19 protein-coding genes, 5 tRNA genes and 1 rRNA gene are annotated in these 22,676 nt (G+C 47.1%); 13 read left to right on the forward strand and 12 right to left on the reverse strand.

Annotation, left to right across the window (positions count from 1 at the left end; genetic code table 11):
• Positions 1–12: 12 nt before the first annotated feature.
• From sigW to G9F75_RS15370, 6 genes are all read right to left on the reverse strand, one after another.
• The gene (gene sigW, locus G9F75_RS15345) at positions 13–576 is read right to left on the reverse strand and encodes an RNA polymerase sigma factor SigW (RefSeq protein WP_003156766.1); all 564 of its coding nucleotides are present in this window, start codon (positions 574–576) and stop codon (positions 13–15) included.
• Positions 577–805: 229 nt separating this feature from the next.
• Positions 806–877, reverse strand: a tRNA-Gln gene (locus G9F75_RS15350).
• A 4-nt stretch (positions 878–881) separates the two neighbouring features.
• Positions 882–966 (reverse strand) — tRNA-Tyr (locus tag G9F75_RS15355).
• Positions 967–985: 19 nt separating this feature from the next.
• Positions 986–1,058: transfer RNA gene (locus G9F75_RS15360), tRNA-Thr, on the reverse strand.
• Positions 1,059–1,063: 5 nt separating this feature from the next.
• Positions 1,064–1,139, reverse strand: a tRNA-Val gene (locus G9F75_RS15365).
• 3 nt (positions 1,140–1,142) lie between these two features.
• Positions 1,143–1,214, reverse strand: a tRNA-Glu gene (locus G9F75_RS15370).
• Positions 1,215–1,394: 180 nt separating this feature from the next.
• Here G9F75_RS15370 and G9F75_RS15375 point away from each other — a divergent pair.
• The 12 genes from G9F75_RS15375 to G9F75_RS15430 all read left to right on the forward strand — a co-directional run bounded on the left by G9F75_RS15375 (position 1,395) and on the right by G9F75_RS15430 (position 14,953).
• Complete coding sequence (locus G9F75_RS15375) at positions 1,395–1,847, forward strand: 2-thiouracil desulfurase family protein (RefSeq protein ID WP_014416775.1); 453 nt, start codon at positions 1,395–1,397, stop codon at positions 1,845–1,847.
• 18 nt (positions 1,848–1,865) lie between these two features.
• Positions 1,866–2,342, forward strand: coding sequence for a GNAT family N-acetyltransferase (locus tag G9F75_RS15380; RefSeq protein WP_007408015.1), 477 nt, complete (start codon positions 1,866–1,868; stop codon positions 2,340–2,342).
• 99 nt (positions 2,343–2,441) lie between these two features.
• Positions 2,442–3,371, forward strand: coding sequence for an N-acetylmuramic acid 6-phosphate etherase (gene murQ / locus G9F75_RS15385; RefSeq protein WP_095061737.1), 930 nt, complete (start codon positions 2,442–2,444; stop codon positions 3,369–3,371).
• A 127-nt stretch (positions 3,372–3,498) separates the two neighbouring features.
• Positions 3,499–4,866, forward strand: coding sequence for a PTS transporter subunit EIIC (locus G9F75_RS15390; protein ID WP_160216697.1), 1,368 nt, complete (start codon positions 3,499–3,501; stop codon positions 4,864–4,866).
• Positions 4,867–4,884: 18 nt separating this feature from the next.
• Complete coding sequence (pbp4b, locus tag G9F75_RS15395; protein ID WP_014416772.1) at positions 4,885–6,168, forward strand: penicillin binding protein PBP4B; 1,284 nt, start codon at positions 4,885–4,887, stop codon at positions 6,166–6,168.
• A gap of 46 nt (positions 6,169–6,214) precedes the next feature.
• Positions 6,215–8,128 carry a glycoside hydrolase family 3 protein gene (locus tag G9F75_RS15400; protein ID WP_167409210.1) on the forward strand — a complete coding sequence of 638 codons (1,914 nt, stop codon included), beginning with the start codon at positions 6,215–6,217 and terminating at the stop codon, positions 8,126–8,128.
• Positions 8,129–8,143: 15 nt separating this feature from the next.
• Positions 8,144–9,388 (forward strand): exo-beta-N-acetylmuramidase NamZ family protein, encoded by a 1,245-nt coding sequence (locus G9F75_RS15405; RefSeq protein ID WP_017419292.1) that lies wholly within the window; start codon positions 8,144–8,146, stop codon positions 9,386–9,388.
• Between the two features lie 137 nt (positions 9,389–9,525).
• A complete protein-coding gene (btr, locus tag G9F75_RS15410) occupies positions 9,526–11,118 on the forward strand; it encodes a bacillibactin transport transcriptional regulator Btr (protein WP_167409211.1) in 1,593 nt (530 codons plus the stop codon).
• Positions 11,119–11,208: 90 nt separating this feature from the next.
• Positions 11,209–12,165, forward strand: coding sequence for an ABC transporter substrate-binding protein (locus G9F75_RS15415; protein ID WP_003156778.1), 957 nt, complete (start codon positions 11,209–11,211; stop codon positions 12,163–12,165).
• Between the two features lie 19 nt (positions 12,166–12,184).
• On the forward strand, positions 12,185–13,192 hold the full coding sequence (locus G9F75_RS15420; protein WP_128496407.1) for a FecCD family ABC transporter permease: 1,008 nt from the start codon (positions 12,185–12,187) through the stop codon (positions 13,190–13,192).
• 1 nt (position 13,193) lies between these two features.
• A complete protein-coding gene (gene feuC, locus G9F75_RS15425; protein ID WP_038461736.1) occupies positions 13,194–14,204 on the forward strand; it encodes an iron ABC transporter permease FeuC in 1,011 nt (336 codons plus the stop codon).
• Positions 14,201–14,953: an alpha/beta hydrolase gene (locus tag G9F75_RS15430; RefSeq protein ID WP_061861782.1), complete on the forward strand. Its 753-nt coding sequence runs from the start codon at positions 14,201–14,203 to the stop codon at positions 14,951–14,953. Before feuC ends, G9F75_RS15430 begins: the two co-directional genes overlap by 4 nt.
• Here the strand turns inward: G9F75_RS15430 and G9F75_RS15435 are convergent.
• The 5 genes from G9F75_RS15435 to G9F75_RS15455 all read right to left on the reverse strand — a co-directional run bounded on the left by G9F75_RS15435 (position 14,942) and on the right by G9F75_RS15455 (position 20,935).
• Positions 14,942–15,883, reverse strand: coding sequence for a bile acid:sodium symporter family protein (locus G9F75_RS15435; RefSeq protein WP_088056555.1), 942 nt, complete (start codon positions 15,881–15,883; stop codon positions 14,942–14,944). The genes G9F75_RS15430 and G9F75_RS15435 overlap by 12 nt on opposite strands.
• 150 nt (positions 15,884–16,033) lie before the next feature.
• The gene (locus tag G9F75_RS15440) at positions 16,034–17,467 is read right to left on the reverse strand and encodes a SulP family inorganic anion transporter (protein ID WP_128496406.1); all 1,434 of its coding nucleotides are present in this window, start codon (positions 17,465–17,467) and stop codon (positions 16,034–16,036) included.
• Positions 17,468–17,698: 231 nt separating this feature from the next.
• Positions 17,699–18,745 (reverse strand): zinc-dependent alcohol dehydrogenase, encoded by a 1,047-nt coding sequence (locus tag G9F75_RS15445; protein WP_003156784.1) that lies wholly within the window; start codon positions 18,743–18,745, stop codon positions 17,699–17,701.
• Positions 18,720–19,670 (reverse strand): inositol monophosphatase family protein, encoded by a 951-nt coding sequence (locus G9F75_RS15450; RefSeq protein WP_014416764.1) that lies wholly within the window; start codon positions 19,668–19,670, stop codon positions 18,720–18,722. The genes G9F75_RS15445 and G9F75_RS15450 overlap by 26 nt, the downstream gene beginning before the upstream one ends.
• Complete coding sequence (locus tag G9F75_RS15455) at positions 19,667–20,935, reverse strand: aspartate aminotransferase family protein (protein WP_167409212.1); 1,269 nt, start codon at positions 20,933–20,935, stop codon at positions 19,667–19,669. Before G9F75_RS15455 ends, G9F75_RS15450 begins: the two co-directional genes overlap by 4 nt.
• Positions 20,936–21,164: 229 nt before the next feature.
• Here G9F75_RS15455 and G9F75_RS15460 point away from each other — a divergent pair, with 229 nt between their 5' ends.
• Positions 21,165–22,376: an MFS transporter gene (locus G9F75_RS15460; protein ID WP_021495343.1), complete on the forward strand. Its 1,212-nt coding sequence runs from the start codon at positions 21,165–21,167 to the stop codon at positions 22,374–22,376.
• A 95-nt stretch (positions 22,377–22,471) separates the two neighbouring features.
• Here the strand turns inward: G9F75_RS15460 and rrf are convergent.
• Positions 22,472–22,587 (reverse strand): 5S ribosomal RNA (rrf, locus tag G9F75_RS15465).
• Positions 22,588–22,676 lie beyond the last annotated feature (89 nt).

Here is a 22,676-nt window from a genome sequence, read left to right on the forward strand (position 1 = left end):
TCATCACCCCACTTAAAGATCCCTCAATTGTTTTCTAAGAGCCTCTCTGCCTCTGTGTATCCTTGTCTTGACGGTGCCGACAGGGATATTCAGAATCTCCCCGATTTCAATTAAAGAGAGTTCGTCAATATACTTTAATACAATAACCGTTCTGTACTTGTCAGGCAGCTTTAAAATCTTTTTCTGAATTGTGTCCGACAGCTCCAATGACAATACGGCGTCTTCAGGGAGAACCCCGTCCGCGGCGATCTGCGAATACATCGTCAGCCCTTCTGCTCCCGCTACTTCTGCGTCCAGATAGTAATCAGGCTTTTTCTTACGGATGCGGTCAATGGTCAGGTTGGTCGCAATTCTGTAAAGCCACGTTGAAAACTTTCTGTTGATATCGAAACTGTCGATATTGACATACGCTCTGATAAAAGCTTCCTGCGCAATATCTTCCGCTTCGTGAACATTGCCGAGCATGCGGTAGCAAAGCTGGTAAATCTTATCTTTATAAAGGTCAACGATTTCTGCAAACGCATTTTGATCGCCTTTTTTGACTTGCTTGATTCTTTTTTTAATCAGGTTTTCCATGTTTTATCTTACCTCTGCCCTTCACCGGTCTGTATCTATACGTTGATTGTTTTAAAAGGTTTCATTTTTTTATTACATTTATTTTACCAAATTTCAGGCAGGGTGTAGATGGAAAATACAGAATATACTGCCTTAACAGCAGCTTAAAAATAGTATATCTGATGAACAATCAGAAATCGAAACAAAATGCTGATAAAAAAAGACACCTTTATGCAAAAGGTGTCTGAGACTGGGCTAGCTGGATTCGAACCAACGCATGACGGAGTCAAAGTCCGTTGCCTTACCGCTTGGCTATAGCCCAAAAATGGTGGAGGGGGGCAGATTCGAACTGCCGAACCCTGAGGGAGCGGATTTACAGTCCGCCGCGTTTAGCCACTTCGCTACCCCTCCGTATTTTTTTAAAAAACAGTGCCGGCCAGAGGACTTGAACCCCCAACCTACTGATTACAAGTCAGTTGCTCTACCAATTGAGCTAGGCCGGCAAATATGGTGGAGGATGACGGGCTCGAACCGCCGACCCTCTGCTTGTAAGGCAGATGCTCTCCCAGCTGAGCTAATCCTCCATATGACCCGTACGGGATTCGAACCCGTGTTACCGCCGTGAAAGGGCGGTGTCTTAACCGCTTGACCAACGGGCCGTTGTGTCCGCGTCGAGCTGACAAAAGTTATTATATACAGGTTGTACCCCATTTGTAAAGAGAAAAATTATTTTTTTTATTTTCAAACTTTTTTACCCGTTTTTTAACTGAAAAACTCATCCCTCCTCTCTTATTTCATTTATGATGAAAGTATTAAAATATTGAAGGGAATGGACACAGATGATCTTAGTCAGCTCTTGTCTCGGCGGTATCGAATGCAGGTATAACGGCTCTCACGCCGCTTCGGAAAAAATCCGCAGACTCGTAGAAGAAAAGAAAGCTGTTATGGTCTGCCCCGAACTTTTGGGCGGCTTCACCACTCCCCGCGAACCGGCGGAAATCATCGGCGGCACGGGCGAAGACGTGCTGAACGGAACGGCAAAAATCGTAACAGCATCAGGCGAAGACGTTACGGCTTTATATATGGACGGCGCGGAAAAAACATTAGCATACGCAAAAGAAATAGGCGCCGCCACGGTCATCCTTAAAGAAAACAGCCCGTCCTGCGGCAGCAGCTTTATCTATGACGGCACATTCTCAGGAAAAAAAATACTCGGAGACGGCATCACTTCCGCTCTTTTAAAACGGGCAGGCTGCCGTGTTCTATCAGAAGATGAATTGGATCAATTATAAAAAAGGAGAGTAGATATCATGGATGTAGCCCTGTCCTTTTATAAACCGGAGCATGCAGACGGGCTTAACGGGTTTGTGCTGAGTGAAGAAGATAAAAAGTTCACAGCTCTGCCGATAGATGTACTGCCGCAGGCTCTTGTCATCCGGGATCGCTACCCGACAGTCATTTTAAAAGAAGACCGCCCCGTCGGTTTTTTTATTTTACATACCTCAAAAGAAACCATTGCCCCGTATTCGAATAATGTGTCTGCCATTTTGCTGAGTGCGCTGTCCTTACATGCACCGCATCAGGGAAAAGGTTATGCCAAACAAGCGATGCTGCAGCTCCCCGCTTTTGTCGCAAATTACTTTCCTTGGTGTGATGAAATCGTGCTTGCAGTAAACCATCGCAATCATCGTGCAAAGAACCTGTACCGGTCTTCCGGTTTTATTGATAAAGGGCGGCGCAGGATCGGCCCGATCGGTGAACAGCACATTCTGCATCATTTTTTGTGAAAGCGCTTGATTATTCATCTCATCCCTGCCGATTTTTCTTGAAACATCTATTCAGAAGCCCATATACTTCAAGTATTAACGACTTGGGAGGGTACAATCATGACAGACCGGCTTAACATTCACAGATTGACCACAGAAACCAGAAATCCGCAGACCGCTTCAATTCATCAAGCAGACACGATGGAAATTCTCCGCATCATTAACGAAGAGGATTTCAAAGTGGCTGAAGCCGTTCAGCAGGTGCTGCCCGATATTCAGATTGCCGTTCAATTCGCCCATCAGTCCTTACGGCGAAACGGCAGGCTGATTTATGCGGGAGCGGGCACAAGCGGCAGACTCGGTGTACTGGATGCGGTTGAATGCCCGCCTACATACAGCGTAAGTCCCGACACCGTCATCGGTCTGATGGCCGGAGGGGCAGACGCCTTTTTGCAAGCGGCTGAAGGTATAGAAGACAGCGAGGAAACCGGCGCTCTCGATCTCAAAACGATCGGGCTTACCGCAGAAGACACCGTGATCGCCATCGCGGCAAGCGGGCGCACGCCGTATGCGGCCGGTGCGCTGAAATACGCAAAAACAATCGGCGCCAAAACTGTCGCGCTCACATGCAATAAACACTCATTGATCAGCACTTATGCCGATCACAGCATCGAAGTCGTCGTCGGCCCCGAAGTGATTACAGGGTCAACACGAATGAAAGCGGCGACGGCACATAAAATGATTCTGAACATGATTTCCACGGCCGTGATGATCAAAAGCGGCAAAGTGTACGAAAATTTAATGGTGGACGTTCATGTCAGCAACGAAAAATTGAAAGAACGCGCAATCGGCATTATCCAAAGCATCACGGGCGTTCCGTACGACAAGGCAAAAGAAACGCTTGAGGCCGCAGGCAGCCATGTCAAAACGGCAATCGTCATGCTGAAGACGAATTCGGACGAAACACACGCGAAGGCACTGCTCAAAGAATCAGACGGCTTCATTGACAAAGCCATTGAACAGCACGTTTCAAAAGAAAAAGAACGCTGATCGTTCTTTGGTGGAAATAATGTGTTTTTACGAGCCCGCGCCGTTTTCATAATCGGCGCAGGCGCTTTTAGGACGCGTTTCAGGCACAGCTCCCCGGGAAAAATCGCACGGACAAAGGAGGATCTCCATGAGCAAAGAGGCATTTTATCAGTCACTGGCCAAAGATATCCTGGACAATTGCGGCGGTTCATCGAATATTTCAGGCTTTACCCACTGTATGACACGCCTGAGGATTACACCTTTAGATCAGGACAAAACGGATATTGAAGCGCTGAAACGGCTTGACGGGGTAATAGGCGTCGTCGAAGCCGAAACACTGCAGATCATTCTCGGCACGGGTGTCGTCAATCATGTCGCCGACGCTTTCGCAAATCTTATGTCATCCGGAAAAAACATTGATTTAAAAGAAGCCGCCTCACGGAAAAAAGCCGATCTCAACAGAAAAAACACCACACCCATCACACTGTTTCTGAGAAAAATATCAAGCATCTTCATTCCCCTTATTCCCGCACTCATTGCATCAGGTTTAATCACCGGTATTACGAAAGCCGTCATTCAGGCCGGCTGGCTCCCGAAAGAATCCCAAATCGCACTTATTTTAACGGTTATCGGTTCAGGCTTATTCGCTTACCTCGGCGTCCTTGTCGGCATCAACACGGCGAAGGAATTCGGCGGGACTCCCGCGATGGGCGGCCTTGCGGGCATATTGATCCTTAACCCTGAGATTGCCAATATCAGTTTGTTCGGAGAGAATCTGCTCCCTGGCAGGGGAGGGTTAATCGGCGTTCTTTTCGCTGCGGTTTTTATCGCTTATACCGAACGGTTTATCAGAAAGTACGTCCATCAATCCATCGACATTATCGTCACGCCTACATTGTCTTTACTTATCACCGGGCTGGTGACATATGTCGTTTTTATCCCTGCAGGCGGTTTTATTTCTGATCTGATTACATCAGGTTTATTGTCGCTGCTGAATGTCGGGGGAGTGCTCTCAGGGTTTGTACTGGGAGCCGCCTTCCTGCCGCTTGTCGTCACCGGCCTGCATCAAGGCTTGACTCCCGTACATTTGGAATTAATCCGATCAATCGGAGATGACCCGCTTCTTCCGATTCTCGCGATGGGAGGCGCGGGTCAAGTAGGGGCAGCCTTCGCCATCTTTATGAAAACAAAAAAAGCCTCATTGAAAAGAGCGATCGGCGGCGGACTTCCATCCGGTCTGCTCGGAATCGGAGAGCCGCTCATCTTCGGCGTCACGCTCCCGCTCGGCCGGCCGTTTTTGACGGCGTGTTTAGGGGCGGGAATCGGCGGCGCCTTTCAAGCCCATTTTCAGGTGGCTACTTTTTCAATCGGTGTCTCCGGCCTTCCGCTCTCGTTTCTCGTACAGCCGGCTCAAATCGTTTTGTATATCATCGGTCTCTTCATCTCTTACGCGGCGGGCTTTGTCTTCACTTATGCGTTCGGATTTAAGGATGACATGGCTGCTGAATTTGAATAAACCGGGAGGGATCAGAATATGAAAACACTGACAGCCGCCATACTCACAATGGTCATCAGCCTCTCTTTTCTGCCGCAGCACAAAGCCGAAGCCCAATCCAAATTATACGACGCAGCAAAGCTCAGAAAGGTTGATCAAATGATTGAAAAAGACATCGCAGCTGGATTCCCCGGAGCCGTCCTCGTCGTCGTAAAGGACGGACGGGTGATCAAAAAGAAAGCATACGGCTACAGCAAAAAATATGACGGGAACACCCTTTTATCCCGTCCGAAAAAAATGAAAACATCAACCATGTTTGATCTAGCTTCCAATACAAAAATGTACGCGGCCAATTTTGCATTACAGCGACTCGTCAGCCAGGGAAAGCTTGATGTGTATCAAAAAGTCTCGGCTTACCTTCCTGATTTCAAAGACAGAAAAAGCGATCCGATTCAAGAAAAAGACCGCATTCGCGTCATCGATGTGCTCCAGCACCAATCCGGTCTGCCGGCAAGCTTTTATTTCTATCAGCCGGACACCGCAGGCCCTTTGTATTCACAAGAACGGGATAAAACGATCCGTTTTCTCACCCAAATCCCGCTTGAATATAAACCGGGAACAAAACACGTATACAGCGATATCGGTTACATGCTTCTCGGCTGCATCATTGAAAACATAACCGGAAAAACCCTTGATGCCTATGCGGAACAAGAACTGTACAAACCGCTGAAACTGACGCACACACTGTTCAACCCGCTGCAAAAAGGCTTTAAAGAAAAAGCATTCGCAGCTACTGAACGTTTAGGCAACACACGTGACGGAGTCATCCATTTCCCTCACATCAGGACATATACGCTGCAGGGGGAAGTTCACGATGAAAAAGCATTTTACTCCATGGGAGGGGTGTCCGGTCACGCCGGGCTGTTTTCCAGAGCTGATGATATGGCCGTCCTTCTTCAAGTCATGCTGAACGGCGGCAGTTATAAACACGTTTCTCTCTTCAATAAAAGAACGGCCGATTTGTTCACAACGGCGGCATCCTCTGATCCGACTTTTGCTCTCGGCTGGCGGAAAAACGGCAGCCCGGATATGGAGTGGATGTTCGGCCCTTATGCAAGCAGGCAGGCATACGGCCATACGGGATGGACCGGCACCGTCACGATTATTGATCCCGCTTATAAGCTGGGGATCGCACTTTTGACCAATAAAAAGCATTCCCCCGTCGTCAGTCCCGGTGAAAACCCGAATGTTTTTGAAGGGGATCATTTCCCGACCGGAAGCTACGGCAGCGTCATAAAAACGATTTATGAAGCCATTGAATGACAACCCATGTCTTTTGTCCAAACTATGACGGCAGGAGGGCACCATCATGAAACTTGTCATCTCAGCTGTATTACTGTTGTTCATTGTTTTCGGCACGCATCATGCATCGACAAAACCGGACATTCCGTCACAGGCGGAACAAGCGGTATCCCGTATGACATTAGATGAAAAATTAGGGCAGATGCTCATGCCTGATTTTCGCAATTGGCAAAAAAAGGGGCAGCCATCACCTGAGGCTCTTACCCAAATGAATGACGAAGTCGCAGGGCTTATTCAAAAGTACCGTTTCGGCGGCGTTATCTTATTTGCAGAAAATGTAAAAAACACTGAGCAAACGGTACGCCTGACAGATGCCTTTCAAAAGGCGAGCCCTGACATTCCGCTATTATTAAGCATTGATCAGGAGGGCGGCATCGTAACTAGACTTGGTGAAGGCACTCATTTCCCAGGCAATATGGCGCTCGGAGCCGCTAGAAAAACAGCCTCCGCGTCCCAAACCGGCGCCATTATCGGGAAAGAACTGAAAGCACTGGGCATTAATACGAATTTCGCTCCCGTTCTCGATATCAATAATAATCCCGGAAACCCTGTCATCGGCGTCAGGTCGTTCAGTTCAGACCGAGATCTGACAGCTTCACTCGGTCTTGCCTCAATGAAGGCTCAGCAAAAGCAGGATGTCGCTGCCGCCGTCAAACATTTCCCGGGACACGGCGACACGGATGTAGACAGCCACTACGGCCTTCCGCTTGTCACCCACAATCAAGAAAGGCTGCGTCAAATTGAACTTTATCCGTTCCGGAAGGCCATTCAGGCCGGAGCTGATATGATCATGACAGCCCATGTGCAATTTCCCGCTTTTGACGATACAACCTATAAAAGCAAGCTGGACGGTTCAGACATCCTCGTACCCGCCACACTCTCGAAAAAAGTGATGACTCATCTTCTCCGTGAGGAAATGGGATTTAACGGCGTCATCGTTACGGATGCATTAAATATGAAAGCCATTGCCGATCATTTCGGCCAAGAAGAGGCGGTCGTCATGGCAGTAAAAGCAGGAGTCGATATTGCCCTGATGCCGGCCCAAGTGACTTCGCTGCAAACGGAAAACCGCTTTGCCCGGGTTCATTCCGCTTTAAAAAAGGCGGTACAAAAAGGGGAAATTCCGCTTCAGCAAATTAACAAATCGGTGAAACGCATCATTTCCCTGAAAATAAAAAGAGGGATATATCCCGCACCGAAAGAGACAAATCTGAAAAAGAAGATTGCAAAAGCAAAGAAAACCGTCGGCAGCAAAAATCACCTGAAAGCTGAAAAACAAATCGCGGCAAGGTCCGTCACCGTCTTACAAAACAAAAACCGCACGCTCCCATTCAAACCGAAAAAGAACAGCCGCGTTCTCATTGCCGCTCCTTATGAAGATCAAACAGCGTCAATGGAACAAACCCTTCGGCAGCTCATCAAGAAGAAAAAAATCCGGCCGGTAACCATCAGTAAAATGAACTTCGCCGAGCGCACTTTTCATGATGAGCACAAAAAGCTGGTATCCGACGCGGATTACGTGATTACAGGCTCCTATGTCGTGAAAAATGACCCTGTCGTAAACGACGGCGTGATTGATGATTCCGTCACAGATCCCGGCAAGTGGACGACTGCATTTCCGCGGGCCGTCATGAAAGCCGCACAATCAAACCAAAAACCCTTTGTGCTGATGAGCCTGCGTAATCCATATGACGCTGCGAACTTTGAAGAAGCTGAAGCCCTTATCGCAGTCTACGGCTTTAAAGGATATACAGATGGACAATTTCTCCAGCCAAACATTCCGGCAGGCATTGAAGCGATATTCGGACAGACAAAACCGCAAGGCAGGCTGCCCGCTGACATTCCTTCCGTCACTCATCCGGGAACGACACTCTATCCTTATGGTTTCGGTATCAATCTGAAGACCGGAAAACCGCTTTAAACAGGAGGACTGATCATGAAAAAACAAACGGCTGCGCTTCTTGCCGGATTAGTCGTCATCAGTGCCATGACGGCAGTCTCGGCGGCTTCTGACAGAAACCTTCATACCGCCAAGAAACCAAGCATCCAAACAGGCATCGACCGCCTGCTGAAAGATTATAAACAGGAACTGAAGGGAAAAAGGGTCGGGCTGATCACCAACCCGACCGGTGTGAACAATTCATTGAAAAGCAGCGTTGACGTGCTGTATGAGGCACCAGACATCCAATTGACGGCATTATTCGGACCGGAGCACGGTGTCCGCGGCGATGCTCAGGCCGGAGACAAAGTCACATCCTATATAGACGAAAAAACAGGGCTTCCCGTCTACAGCCTGTACGGGGAAACGAGGAAACCGACGCCTGACATGCTGAAAGATACAGATGTGCTGATTTTCGATATTCAGGATGTCGGAACGCGATACTACACCTACATTTATACAATGGCCTATGCCATGGAAGCGGCCAAAGAAAAAGGCATTCCTTTTTATGTCTTGGACCGGCCGAATCCGCAAGGCGGACGAAATCCGGACGGCCCGGTTCTTGAACCGGATTACGCTTCATTTGTCGGACTGTATCCGATCCCGCTGAAGCACGGCATGACGATCGGTGAGCTTGCTCTTTTATTCAATAAAGAGTTTCATATTGGCGCCGACCTCACCGTCGTAAAAATGAAGCGCTGGAAGCGGACGATGACGATTGAAGATACCGGCCTGCCGTTCGTCCTCCCTTCGCCTAATATCCCGACCCCGGACAGCATATTCGCATATTCGGCGACAGGACTAATCGAAGGCACAAACGTATCCGAAGGAAGGGGCACGACAAAGCCGTTTGAACTGATCGGCGCGCCTTATATGAAAAGCACCGAGCTCGAAGAACGCCTGAACAGTCTCAAGCTTCCGGGCGTCACCTTCAGAGCCGCATCATTTATCCCCAGCTTCTCCAAGCACCAGGGCAAGCTGTGCCACGGCGTACAAGTCTACGTAACAAACAGAAACACATTTGAAGCGGCAAAAACAGGGCTTTCCATTCTGAAAACCATGCATGACTTATATCCGAATGACTTTTCGTTCTTGCCGACAGGCTCTTTTGACAAGCTGATCGGTAACGGCTGGGTACGCAAAAAAATAGAAAAAGGCGCTTCCATTGAAGACATCACCGGCACATATCAACGCCGGCTGGACCAATTCAAAACTCTAAGAAAACAATACCTCATATACTGACAAAATTCGTGTTACACGTGTAACATTTTGACGCATTTCACATTTCCGCTTTTTATAGGAAAACATTCATTTATTTGGTACAATTTCATTGATAACAGTTATCATTTAAATGAATGTTTCCTAAAAGGTGGTTTCTTATGAAAAACACATTATTCTTTCAGCCCATTGATATCATCTCCGTAAAAAAAACAGCCGACCTTCTGTCAGAGCATCAGCTCACTGATTCCCCCGTATTGATCTTTCATGTGAAAGGCGAGGGACAAATTGATATCGGAACAGACAGCTTTCCGCTGCAGAAGGAAACGCTCTACATCTGTCCTTGTGATGAGACATTCAATATTGCCCCTATATCGTCAGGCGGCATCCATTTGTATATCGTCAGACTCCGTGTTTTCTCCTATTCATCAGATGATGAAGCGATGCTTCCGGATAACGGGGAAGACATCTTCCACGGACTTCAGCAAATGAATATACAAACGGTTGATCATTTGACAAGCCGGCTTCAGTCACTTTCTGAAAACGTGCGATCGGCGGATGCATTGCAGAAAATGAAATATACAGCCGACTTTCAGCAGCTGATGTACGACCTTTATGCCGCAAAAGTATGCCATCAAAATAATACGAAAGCGGCGATCGAACAGACAAAACAATTCATACATGCTCAGTCCGACACAAAAATCACGCTCACCCAGCTCGCTCATATGGCGGGAATCAGTCCCAAGCACTACAGTGAAACCTTTAAAAAACTATACGGGCAGAGCGTAACTGAATATATCACAGACATCCGCATAACCAATGCGAAAAAACTGATGGCCAAGGCAAACTGCAAACTGCGGGAAATCGCTCATCAAATCGGCTACCAGGACGAATTTTATTTCAGCCGCATCTTTAAAAAACATACCGGCAGCTCACCTACAAGCTATATGAAAAAAAGGCGCATAAAAATGGCCGCGTACGGAAAAGAAACGATGGGGCATCTGATTCCTCTGCATCACGTGCCTTACGCTGCGGCGCTGCACCCGAAATGGACGGCCTATTATTACAAACAATTCTCTTCCGATATTCCGGTTCACCTGAGTGCTTACCGTTATAATGCAAATTGGGAAGAGAACCTGCAAACGCTGTCCCAAGCTGCCCCGGACATCATTTTCAGTCTTGATTCTGTCAGTGAAGAAGAAAAACAGCGCCTGAATGACATCACTGACGTTTTTTACCTTCCGGCTCAAGAGAATTGGAGAGACCAGTTTCTTCGCACAGCAGCATATTTGAATGAAGAGCAGGAAGCGCGGCACTGGCTTAAAGCTTATCAAAGTCTCGCCCATTCAGCGAAAGATGCTCTTAAACACGTGCGGCATCAGCGGTTCTTATTTGTCCGTGTATATAAAGAAAATATGTACATCGCCCATAACAACAGTATTGAGGATGTCTTCTTCGGTGATTTAGGCTTTGCCTCCGCAAAACCGGAATCTTTTGCTCCTGACGAAAAGATTTCCTTGGAAATGCTGGCGGATTGCCAAGCTGACTGCATCATGCTTTTCACTTGTAAAGAACCGGAAACGCTTCGTTATTTTCAGCGGATTCAGCAGACCGGGATATGGCAGAACCTTAGAGCCGTCAGCAATAAACGCGTGTTTCCCATTTCATCTGACCCGTGGATTGAATATTCTCCAAGCGGACATCAGCGGATGATCGAACAAAGCGTTTCCATTTTTTCCGAAGATCGTCCATGATAATACCGGAAATTATCCATGGTCTTATCCCTGTTCCTTCTCTATAATTCCAATTGATAATAGTTATCAATTGAACAGGAGGAACAATAGATGAAGAAATTGGCATTCGCTTTCATGATTTTGCTTTTGGCTTTCACGGCCGCGGCTTGCGGAAGCTCAGAAACATCTGATACAGCAAGTAAAGGAAAGGACGCTTCTTCAGATAAAAAGAAAATCGAATATCTAGGAAAAACATATGAAGTCAAAGCGCCGACTGACAAAATCGCCATTACAGGCAGCGTAGAATCAATGGAAGACGCCAAATTGCTTGACGTTCATCCGGCAGGAGCAATTTCTTTCTCCGGCAAATTCCCGGAACTGTTTAAAGATATTACAGATAAATCCGTATCAACGGGAGAAAAAATGCAGCCGAATATGGAAAAAATTCTTGAGCTGCAGCCGGACGTCATTCTGGCATCAACCAAATTCCCGGAAAAAACGTTGAAAAAATTGAGCGGCACCGCTGAAACGATCCCTGTCTCTCATATCTCATCAAACTGGAAAGAAAACATGATGCTGCTCGCCCAGCTTACAGATAAAGAGAAAAAAGCGAAAAAAATCATCGCAGATTACGAACAGGACCTGAAAAAGACAAAAACAAAGATCAACAGCAAAGCGAAACAGTCAAACGCGCTGGTCATCAGAATCAGACAAGGCAATATTTATATTTATCCTGAACAAGTTTATTTCAATTCCACGCTTTACGGTGATTTAGGCCTGAAGGCGCCGGACGAAGTCAAAGCGGCGAAAGCGCAGGAACTGATTTCTCTTGAAAAATTAAGCGAAATGAACCCTGACCATATCTTCGTACAATTCTCTGATGACGAAAACGCAGATAAGCCGGACGCTTTGAAAGACTTAGAGAAAAATCCGATCTGGAAGAGCCTGAAGGCAGTCAAAAAAGACCATGTATACGTCAATACGATTGATCCATTAGCCCAAGGCGGAACCGCATGGAGTAAAATCAGCTTCTTACAGGTTGCGGCTGACAAATTGACTCAAGACTAATAAAGAGTAGGTTTTTCACATGTATGCAAAACGGCGGACACACATTATTATCATTGCTTCACCGATTGCCATTGTTCTGTCACTGCTGCTTTCCGTTTTATACGGCGCAAAGCAGCTTGACTTCCATACCGTGTTCTCCGCATTGCTGCACTTTAATCCGGAGAATACCGACCATCAGATCATATGGCATTCAAGAATCCCGAGGGCTGCCGGCGCTATGTTTATCGGCGCCGCCCTTGCTGTTTCCGGAGCGCTCATGCAGGGAATCACACGGAACTATCTGGCCTCGCCTTCGATCATGGGTGTGTCGGACGGCTCCGCTTTTATCATCACCCTTTGCATGGTATTGCTCCCTCAATCGACATCCATTGAAATGATCATATACTCGTTTATCGGTTCCGCATTCGGCGCCGCTCTTGTTTTCGGGCTGGCCTCCATTCTTCCCGGCGGTTTTACCCCGGTGCAGCTTGCCATTATCGGAACGGTGACCAGTATGCTTCTCAGCAGTCTGTCGGCTGCGCTTTCGATTTATTTTCAAATTTCGCAGGATCTCAGTTTTTGGTACAGTGCGAGACTGCATCAAATGAACCCTGATTTTTTGAAACTGGCCGTCCCGTTTTTTGCGACCGGAATCATCACGGCCATGATTCTCAGCAAAAAGGTCACTGCCGTATCATTAGGAGACGACATTTCAAAAAGTCTGGGACAGCAGAAAAGAACCATCAAACTCATGGCGATGGCGGCCGTTGTCATATTGACCGGAAGCTCGGTGGCACTCGCCGGAAAAATTGCCTTTGTCGGTTTGGTCGTTCCGCACATCACACGTTTTCTCGTCGGATCGGACTACAGCAGGCTGATCCCATGCGCGTGCATCATCGGCGGCGTCTTCCTGACCCTTTGCGACCTTGCCAGCCGATTCATCAATTATCCGTTTGAGACGCCTATTGAAGTTGTCACTTCTATCATCGGTGTTCCTTTCTTTCTTTATTTGATTAAAAGAAAAGGAGGGGATCAGCGTGGTGCGTAAAATGGCCGGAATTTATATCATTCTGATTGCTCTCATATTGCTCGTAAGCTATTTCAGCATGACAAGCGGTTCTTTTTCCGCAAAGCCGGGTGAACTGCTCAGTACGCTTTTCCGCATCCATCCGAATCCGCAATATGACATTTTGCTGTTTCAGCTGAGGCTGCCTCGCATTGTCATGGCTGCTGCCATCGGGCTCGGATTGGGGATAGCCGGAGCTGTTATTCAGGCCATTACCAAAAACGGGCTTGCCGATCCCGGTATTCTGGGCATTAATGCCGGAGCCGGAGCCGGAATCGTCGCGTTTATGCTTCTGTTTCAGGGACAATCTGAAGCGACGGCACTTGCCTCTGCGATGGGTATGCCTGTCTTCGGCCTCATCGGAGGATTGATGGCGGCCGTGCTGATCTATATTTTCGCCTGGCACCGGGGGCATCTGGAATCGGGGAGAATTATTCTCGTCGGGATCGCCATGAATTCCGGATTCAGCGCGCTGTCTTTATTTCTTTCATTAAAAATGGACCCGCAGGATTATGAGATGGCGATGGTTTGGAAAAACGGCAGCATCTGGTCGGCAAACTGGATGACCATTACGGCGATCCTTCCGTGGCTGATCTTGTTCATTCCTCTTCTTATGGCGAAAACGTCATTGCTGGATACCATTCGTTTCGATGAGGACACGGTGAAAAGCCTCGGTGTTTCAACCAATAAAGAAAAAACGATTTTACTCATTGCCTGCATCGCTTTGATCAGCGCATGTGTAACCGCAGCGGGCAGCATGGCATTTGTCGGGCTGATCGCGCCTCATATTTCCCGCAGGCTCGCCGGGATTGAGCACAGATACTCTTTACCGGTCAGCGGATTGGTCGGTATGCTCCTCGTCATATCCGCCGACTTTGCGGGCAAATTGTTCTTTCAGCCTTCAGAAGTGCCGGCGGGAATTATTCTTGCGATTCTCGGCGTTCCTTATTTCTTTTTTCTTCTGTTTAAGCAAAAGAAGGGGCTGGATGCATGAGAGGCACCCTTACAGAACACCGGATAAACGGAAAGGAATGCACTGTGTATCTTCCTCCCTCCTATTCGGTTCAAACAGGGGCTTTACCCTGTGTGTACGTACTTGACGGGGGGTCTTTGTTTTTAGAACAGATGGATAAGCTTGAATCCCAATTTGTGAACGGAACACTTCCCGAATTGATTTTTGCCGGCATCAAACCGGCTGACAGGCTCGATGAGTACACACCGTGGCCCGCGCCTTCCCTGAGCCCTGCATTTCATGATTTCGGCGGCAAAGGGAGGCTCTTTCTCGAGGAGCTGACAGATGCCATCATTCCAACTGTAGAAGATATGCATCACATTTCTGCACATCCGGAAACAAGAGGCCTGATCGGCGCGTCATTAGGCGGACTGTTTTCGATATACGCGATGCTACAAAAGCCTGAAATATTCGGCAGAATCGGCTGTATTTCCGGTTCCTTCTGGTATGAAAAATCAGCAGATTATGTCCGCTCCGCATCTTTGCATCCGGCACGGCGGCGTATCTATATGTCTGTCGGCAGCCGCGAAGCTGAGCATAAAAACAACATCCAAAACACCATGATCCGACAAAATAAAGACGTGCATGAAAGCCTGAGGCAAAAAGGCTTTTCTCAATCTCAGCTCTCATTCACGATCGAAGAGGGCGCCGTGCACCATCAAGAAGCATTCAAACGACAATTCAATGCAGCACTAAGCTGGCTGTACGGAAAAAACCGCTCACGTAGCTGAGCGGTTTTTTTCATACTTCATCACGACCGGCTTAAGTTCAAAGCGTCTCAGCAAATAGCCGAACAAAGCGGCAAGGATTTGCTGAAAGAGCATCCCGATGACGACCGGAACCGCCACTTGAGACGGAAAGAAAGACACGGCGAGAACGGCTCCGGCGCTGATATTGCGCATGCCCCCTGTATAAATCAGAGACACGATTTCATCCTGGCTCCGCTTCATCAGTCTTCCGATCAGCCAAGCCACGGCATAACCCGTCATGGCAATAAAAAATACCATGCCTGCGATGCCCGCAAATTTGATATCCACGTGCGTGACATACGGCGCGATTTCCGAACTGTTAATGGCAATGACAATCATCAGACAGATTTTTGAAAAAGGAGACAGCGACCGGCTTATCGCCTGAGTCCTTACCGGCGGGGAAAACTGGTTGACCATCATCCCTGCGATGGACGGAATCACCACCATCTCCGCCAGCCCTTTCATCATTCCCCACACATCCATCTGAACATTCGCCCCGGCCAGGACAGACAGGCTTAACGGTACGATAAAAGGAGAAAGCACGGTATCAACCAGGATAATAGACAGCGTCAATCCGACATTTCCCTTATACATCGCAGCCCAAATCAAACTCGTAATTCCGGTCGGAATCACCACACCCATAATCAGCCCCGTCACAGTTAAAGGGTCACCGCTGAAAATCAGATGGCCGCTTCCCCATGCAAAAACAGGCATGAAAATATGCAGAACAAACAATGCCATGATCATCGGGAGCGGCTTCTCGATACTGCGCTTCAGCGATTGAAAATTGGCACTCAGACTGCCCGTAAATGTAATAAATGCAAATATCCACGGCACAGCGCCGGCCATCCAGCTGATATGCTGAGATAACAGCACACCCGCCGCCACACTTGACGGAGTCAAAAGCGGCATGATTCTTCCCAACACTTGGTTCAACTTCTGAAGCCACATCATATGCAAGTCTCCTATATACGGTTTTCAAATCTCATTCATTATAACAATGCAAACCCACAAATTTAACCGAAAAAAAGCCCGGATATATTCATCCGGACTTCACAAATTCTATGCCATTTGTTTCATTAAATCTCGGCTTTTTTGATTCAATCCCTTTAATTCAGCCTCAATTCCGTATTCTTTACATTTGGCGACAATTTTCTCAAGAGCCGCCGCTCCCGAATCATCCCACACGTGGGCATCGGTCAAATCAATGACAATTCGTTTCACGTCTTCATCATAAACGATGGCATTCATCAGTTCAGACACGGAAGCAAAAAAGATTTGTCCCGTTACCTTATATGTTCTGACATCTTTCTGTTCGGAATGTGACACAATCTTCAGCTTAGAAATTTTAGCCGTAAAAAAGATCGCGCTTAGCAGCACACCCGCGAAGACACCCTTTGATAAATCATTTGTCAGGACGACCGTCACGACGGTAATAACCATAACGATCGAATCAGTAAGGGGCGCTTTCCGTAAACCTTTAATCGATGACCAGTCGAACGTGCCGATGGACACCATAACCATCACGGCCACCAGCGCAGCCATCGGAATTTTCATGACGATACCGCTTAATACGGCAATTAAAAACATTAAAAACGCGCCGGCCGTAAAAGCCGATAACCGGCCGCGTCCGCCGGCTTTCGTATTAATGACAGACTGGCCGATCATGGCGCATCCGGCCATGCCTCCGAAAAATCCGTTCACAATATTGGCGATGCCTTGTCCGCGGCTTTCTTTGTTCTTATCACTATCCGTATCCGTCATTTCATCAATGATCTGGGCTGTCAGCAATGACTCGAGCAATCCGACGAATGCAAGCGCCAGTGAATACGGGAAAATAATCCGCAATGTCTCAAACGTCCACGGAACATCCGGTATCAAGAAATGCGGAAGTGAACTTGTAATCCCGCCCATATCACCGACCGTGCGGACATCCGCATGGGAGACCACCGCAATGATCGTCATGACAATAATCGCCACCAGCGGAGACGGCACAGCCGTCGTAACCTTCGGCAATAGATATATGATAGCCAGTGATCCGGCAAGCATGGCGTACATGACCCATGAAGCTCCTTTGAACTGCGGCAGCTGCGCAGAAAAAATCAAGATCGCCAAAGCATTCACAAATCCGATCATGACCGAACGCGGAATAAATTTCATCAATTTCGCTATCTTACTGACACCAAGAATAAATTGAATAATACCTGTCAAAATGGTTGCCGCAAACAAATACTGCAGCCCGTAATCAGCCACCAATGTCACCATGACAACCGCCATTGAACCCGTAGCGGCTGAAATCATTCCCGGTCTGCCGCCGAAGATAGAAATAATAATCGCGATACAAAATGATGCATAAAGGCCGACCATCGGATCGACACCTGCAATAATTGAAAATCCGATCGCCTCAGGGATCAGAGCGAGAGCAACCAGAATACCGGCCAGAATGTCTTTACGGACATTCCCGAACCATTGCTGCTGTAACGTATAATCTTTCAAATGATAACGACTCCTTTTCACTGTAAATATCCGCACCTTATCAGTTGGAAACATTGATTTTCATCTGGGGAATATGAGGCAGGCTTACGGGGAAAAAGAGGACACGCTCAGAGTATGATGTCATTGAGGAAAGGAATTGTTAACAAAGAGTATCATATTAAACTTTAAAGAAATGTGCAAGACCGTATAAATAAGAAAAGAAAACGGCTCTCACTGGAGCCGTTTCCGCTTTTATAAAAGTTCCGGATCAGACACAAGAATCGTTTTTATTGCGCTGATATCTTTTCTTTCTTTTGTCACCGGGTCGATGCCCATGAGATGATCAATGGCTTCTTCATAATTCTTCAGTTCCGTCTTTTCCGTAATAAAATCATAGAGCTGCGGAAGGTCGGACGCGCATGCTAACGCGGCCTCCATGATCTGGCGGGCTTCACCTGTGCCCACAATCGTTACGCCATTTGACAGCAGCTGGTACGGCCTGACCGTCATCTCATACGTATCATCAAAGCCCATCGGCACGATTCTGCCTCCCTTTTCAATAAAAGGATAAGCCCAATCAAGCTGGTTGCCGATCGCGTCAAAAATCACATCAAATTTTCTTCCTTGATTAATCCGTTTCACTTCATCCACGGTTAATGCTTCAGGGTGGTAGACATAATCCGATATCCGGCTCGCCGCCTCGCTTCGGAAACTGCCTATTTCAGTCGCAACCGTCAATCGTGCCAGTTTTTTCACCATCATTTGCACAAGCAGTCCGATCGGTCCCGACCCCAAAACCAAGACCGAGTCCTCCGGCTGAATCGAAGCCTTGTCCACAACATTCAGCACACAGGAGAGAGGCTCAACCAATGTGGCCCGCTCCCATTCCATTGAATCCGGAATTCTGTACATGAACCTGTCTTCCCCCACGTAATATTCCGCAAACGTTCCGTGCGCCCCGATTCCGAGCTGCCAATCCTCGAAGGTTTCGCAATAACACGTCAGCCCTCTCCGGCAATAATGACATTTCCCGCAAAACTGCGTAGGATCTATCACGACGCGGTCTCCGACTTTTACATTTGTCACGTCCGGTCCGATTTCCACGACCGCTCCCACCGATTCATGCCCCATAATCATATGATGGGTTGCATTCATTTTTCCTTTCAGCACATTTAAGTCCGTTCCGCAGATACCGGTTCCGAAAATTTTCACTTTCACATCATTGGATTTCCGAATTTGAGGCTCGTCCACCTCTTGATATTCAAGCTTATCATTAGGAGTCCAGACCAACGCCTTCATATTTCTCTTCCTTTCTGCCCCAGCGGATTTGGTCTAACAATGTTTGATGAAGCTCCTTCGTTGATGCCGCAATACATGATTGCTGATTCTGATAACTTAAATCTGTCAGAAGCGTTTCGTCCAAAGACCGGCCGTATGCATCCGTAATGACCACTCCCGCCTTCTTCGCCAAAAAGACGCTTGCGGCAATATCATAAGGAAACAAATGCAGCACCTGCCCGTTCCCGACCTGCTGAAAATCTGAAAGCAGCTTCGGATCATCTTTCAGCAGACGATTGCCGATATCCACATAAGCATCCATCTGCCCCGTGATAATTCGCGAAATCGAATAAGAAGCGCTGTTGAAAACAAAAACCCCGCCATTATTGGCCGACTGGTCAATCAGATGGCCGTATGCGTCCGTCATCAGCTGCGCCGGATGCCCGTTAAATTCAAGGCTCCAAAACATATTTTTAATATCCCGCACTCCGCTCAAATTCGGCAATTCTCCATGATACCCTTCAAAATGAATCGCATCGCTGTATATATCACCGTACATATAAGCGCCTGATTTCAATTCAAGTAAAAAAGCAAATTCGATATCCTTAATCTTTGCGTTTGGCTTATACGAAGCAAGCGCAATCGAAATACACGACATTTCAAGCCCCGCGGCGGCCGGGCGCGTTCCGTCTATCGGATCTACAATTAAAATATATTGCGGATCTTCTCCAATCAGCTTCAGTCCGCCATCCTCCGTGTAAAAAGCAACCGGATGGCCCTTTTCTTGAATATAATCCAGCACCGCCTCCTCAGCAGCGGCGTCTATGTTAAATTGGGCGTCGCCTCCCGGAGAATAGCCGTTTACGAGCCGGTTTTTCAGCGTGCCTTTTTGATTTTTCACCTTTTGATAAACAAATTGTCCAAGCCCAATGATATAATCTCTCACTTGATTTCCTCCAATAGCTTGCGAAGTCTGTAGCAGAGCACTTCGGCTTCACTAAGTGTAATGGTTAAAGGCGGACGGATTTTAAATACATTTCCGAATCCGTAACGGGATGTCCGGAGAATCAGCCCGTAATCCATTGCCCGTTTAGCAATATAATTGGTCAGCTCCACATCCGGTTCATTGTTCTCTTTAACAATCTCCACACCGATCATAAGACCGACGCCTCTTACCTCAGAAATAAAAGCGAAATCCTCTTTCATTGTTTCTAAGCGATCCATAATATAATGACCGACCGTCGTTACATTTTCCAAAAATCCCGGGCGCTGCATAATATCTATGGTTTTACACGCGGCAGCGGCGGCCATCACATTTGAGCCGTACGTGAAGGAGTGCGTATACCCCGGAAGCCCGGTATACTTGTCCTCCGTCAGAGTGGCGGCGACTTGGAAGCCTGTGCCCCCGAGCCCTTTTGCTACCGTCATCATATTAGGTTTCACATCGAAGTGGTCCGCGGCAAACATTTTGCCCGTCCGTCCGAACCCGGTCTGAATTTCATCAAAAATCAGGGCGATATCATGTTCATCACAAAGCTTTCTCAGCTGTTTAAAATACTCTTTAGGCGGAACGACGTTTCCACCGTTTCCGGATATCGGTTCAATAATCATGGCGGCAATTTTTCCATTGCTCGCATACTCAATAAAATCATTAATTCTTTCTACGCACAGCATACCGCATGAATCAGGTTTCTGATTATAAAAACAGCGGCTGCAATACGGATCGGGGACTTGCAGGCCAAAAGAAATTTGCGGCGGGAAAGGTTCTTTTCTGAATGAGTTGCCGGACAAAGCGGAAGTCATATACGTTTGTCCGAGGTGGCTTCGAAATAAGGAGATGACATCGGTTTTTCCGGAGTAATACTGAGCCATTTTAATAGCTCCTTCATTTGCACCGGAACCGCTGCTGACTTTAGGGTGTACTTTTGTGAGATTATCGGGGGCGATTTCTACTAGTTTTTCTGCCAGTTTATTTACGGCGTCTGTTTGAAAGGATGATGTCACATGGATCAGCTTCTCGGCTTGTTCTTTAACCGTATCAATGACTTCTTTGTTACCGTATCCTAAATTCAAGTTAAATGTGGCAGAAGCGCAATCAATGTACTCATTTCCCTCTTGATCGTACAGGTAAATCCCTTCTCCGCGCTCCATTACTACATCGTCAACACTGTAATACAAGCTGTCTGGATTCGTGATTTCCTTCGTTCCCACAAATACCACCCCTATGAAATTATTAGAATTTCGCTTTTTATCGTATAAATTATTGAAAATAATGTCAACGATCTTTCTTGTAAAAAATGTTAACAATTTGTTAACGTTACCATAAGGGATGTAAGAGAAAAAGTTATGTGATATAGTAACAATACTTGGATTTTTTGTAAAAACATCATGGTCATACGAGTAGAGAGAAATATTATTTTACCAATAAGGAGATAAAATGATGAAAACTCGTCTGCTGTGGATAAGCTGTTTTTCTTATGGATCGATTGCTTTTACACTTGTTATTCTGGGAGCCGTACTGCCTGAGTTACTCACACATTATTCACAAAGCTACAGTAATGGCGGAGTATTGGTATTCTCTCAGTTCATGGGCTTTCTCATCGGTGTCATCGGAATGCCATACATGGTGAAAAAGCTTGGGCGCAAAAACGTCGTTATCTTTGGCCTGGCACTCATCAGCTGTGAAATGTTCATCACCTTCCTGCCGCCCTGGCCGCTGCTCTTTCTTCTCGTCAGCATCGCAGGGCTTGGCGCCGGACTGGTGGAATCCTGCGTAGGCACGATCATCCTCACCGCTATTAAAGAAAGACAGGCTGTGGCCATGAGCAAGATGGAAGTGGCCTACGGATTAGGTGCGCTTTTCATGCCTCTGCTCTCAGGCTTTCTTATCAACAACCACATGTGGACAATTGCTTTTTTAGTATTAGGGTTATCCAGTTTTGCACTTTTAATCGCATGGAAGCAGATGAGTTTCGGCAGTATTGATCAGCTTCTCATCCGCAAAGAGGTCTCTTCTGCTGACACTCAAAAAGAAAGCACCGGTTATCGGTCACAAGGATTGCTGTTTATTGCCTTGGCGGGTGCTTACTTCTTCTTTTACGGCGGCAGTGAAGTTTCCATTGTACATTTTATCCCCTCCATCTTCGCTGAGAAATGGGATATCCCCAACTCTTTGGCAACAATAACAGTTACAGTGTATTGGACGGGTATGATCATCGGAAGGTTATTAACAGGCCCGGTATCAGAAAAGCTGACATATCACCGTTATCTCCGTCTCATAAGCATTGGCGGTCTGGCAGCACTTACCGTATTAGCATTAAGTAAAAACGTATGGTTCGGTTTTGCCCTTTGCTTCTTTTTAGGACTGTTCATGGCAGGCATGTTTGCAATAGCCCTAATCATCACGAATCATTTTTATCCCGGAAAGACAGAAACAACTACCAGTATTCTGCTCGCTTCAAACGGATTAGGAGGTTCACTCCTTCCGATCGCCGTCGGCTGGAGCTTAGATGAATATCCCGCACAAACTGCATTCTGGCTGTTTACTGCACTGATGCTCCTTATGCTGCTGATTGTGTTCAGTTTAAGAATGCTCGAGACAATAAAATCAAACAATCTTCAAAATCATAACAGCAAAGCAAAATCAATGTAAACAAAAAAGCTAATGCCTTTCAAAGGCATTAGCTTTATATATCTATGTGATCTTCCATATAAAAAACCCAGTTCATCATAAACTGGGTTAAGATAGCTTGGCGGCGTCCTACTCTCACAGGGGGAAACCCCCGACTACCATCGGCGCTGAAGAGCTTAACTTCCGTGTTCGGCATGGGAACGGGTGTGACCTCTTCGCTATCGCCACCAAACCATTGAGAGTGTTCTCTCAAAACTAGATAACAGTAAGCATACATTCAAATTGGTTAAGTCCTCGATCGATTAGTATCTGTCAGCTCCA

The organism is Bacillus sp. EKM208B (genome assembly GCF_011800725.1).
GTDB classification, from domain to species: Bacteria; Bacillota; Bacilli; order Bacillales; family Bacillaceae; genus Bacillus; species Bacillus velezensis.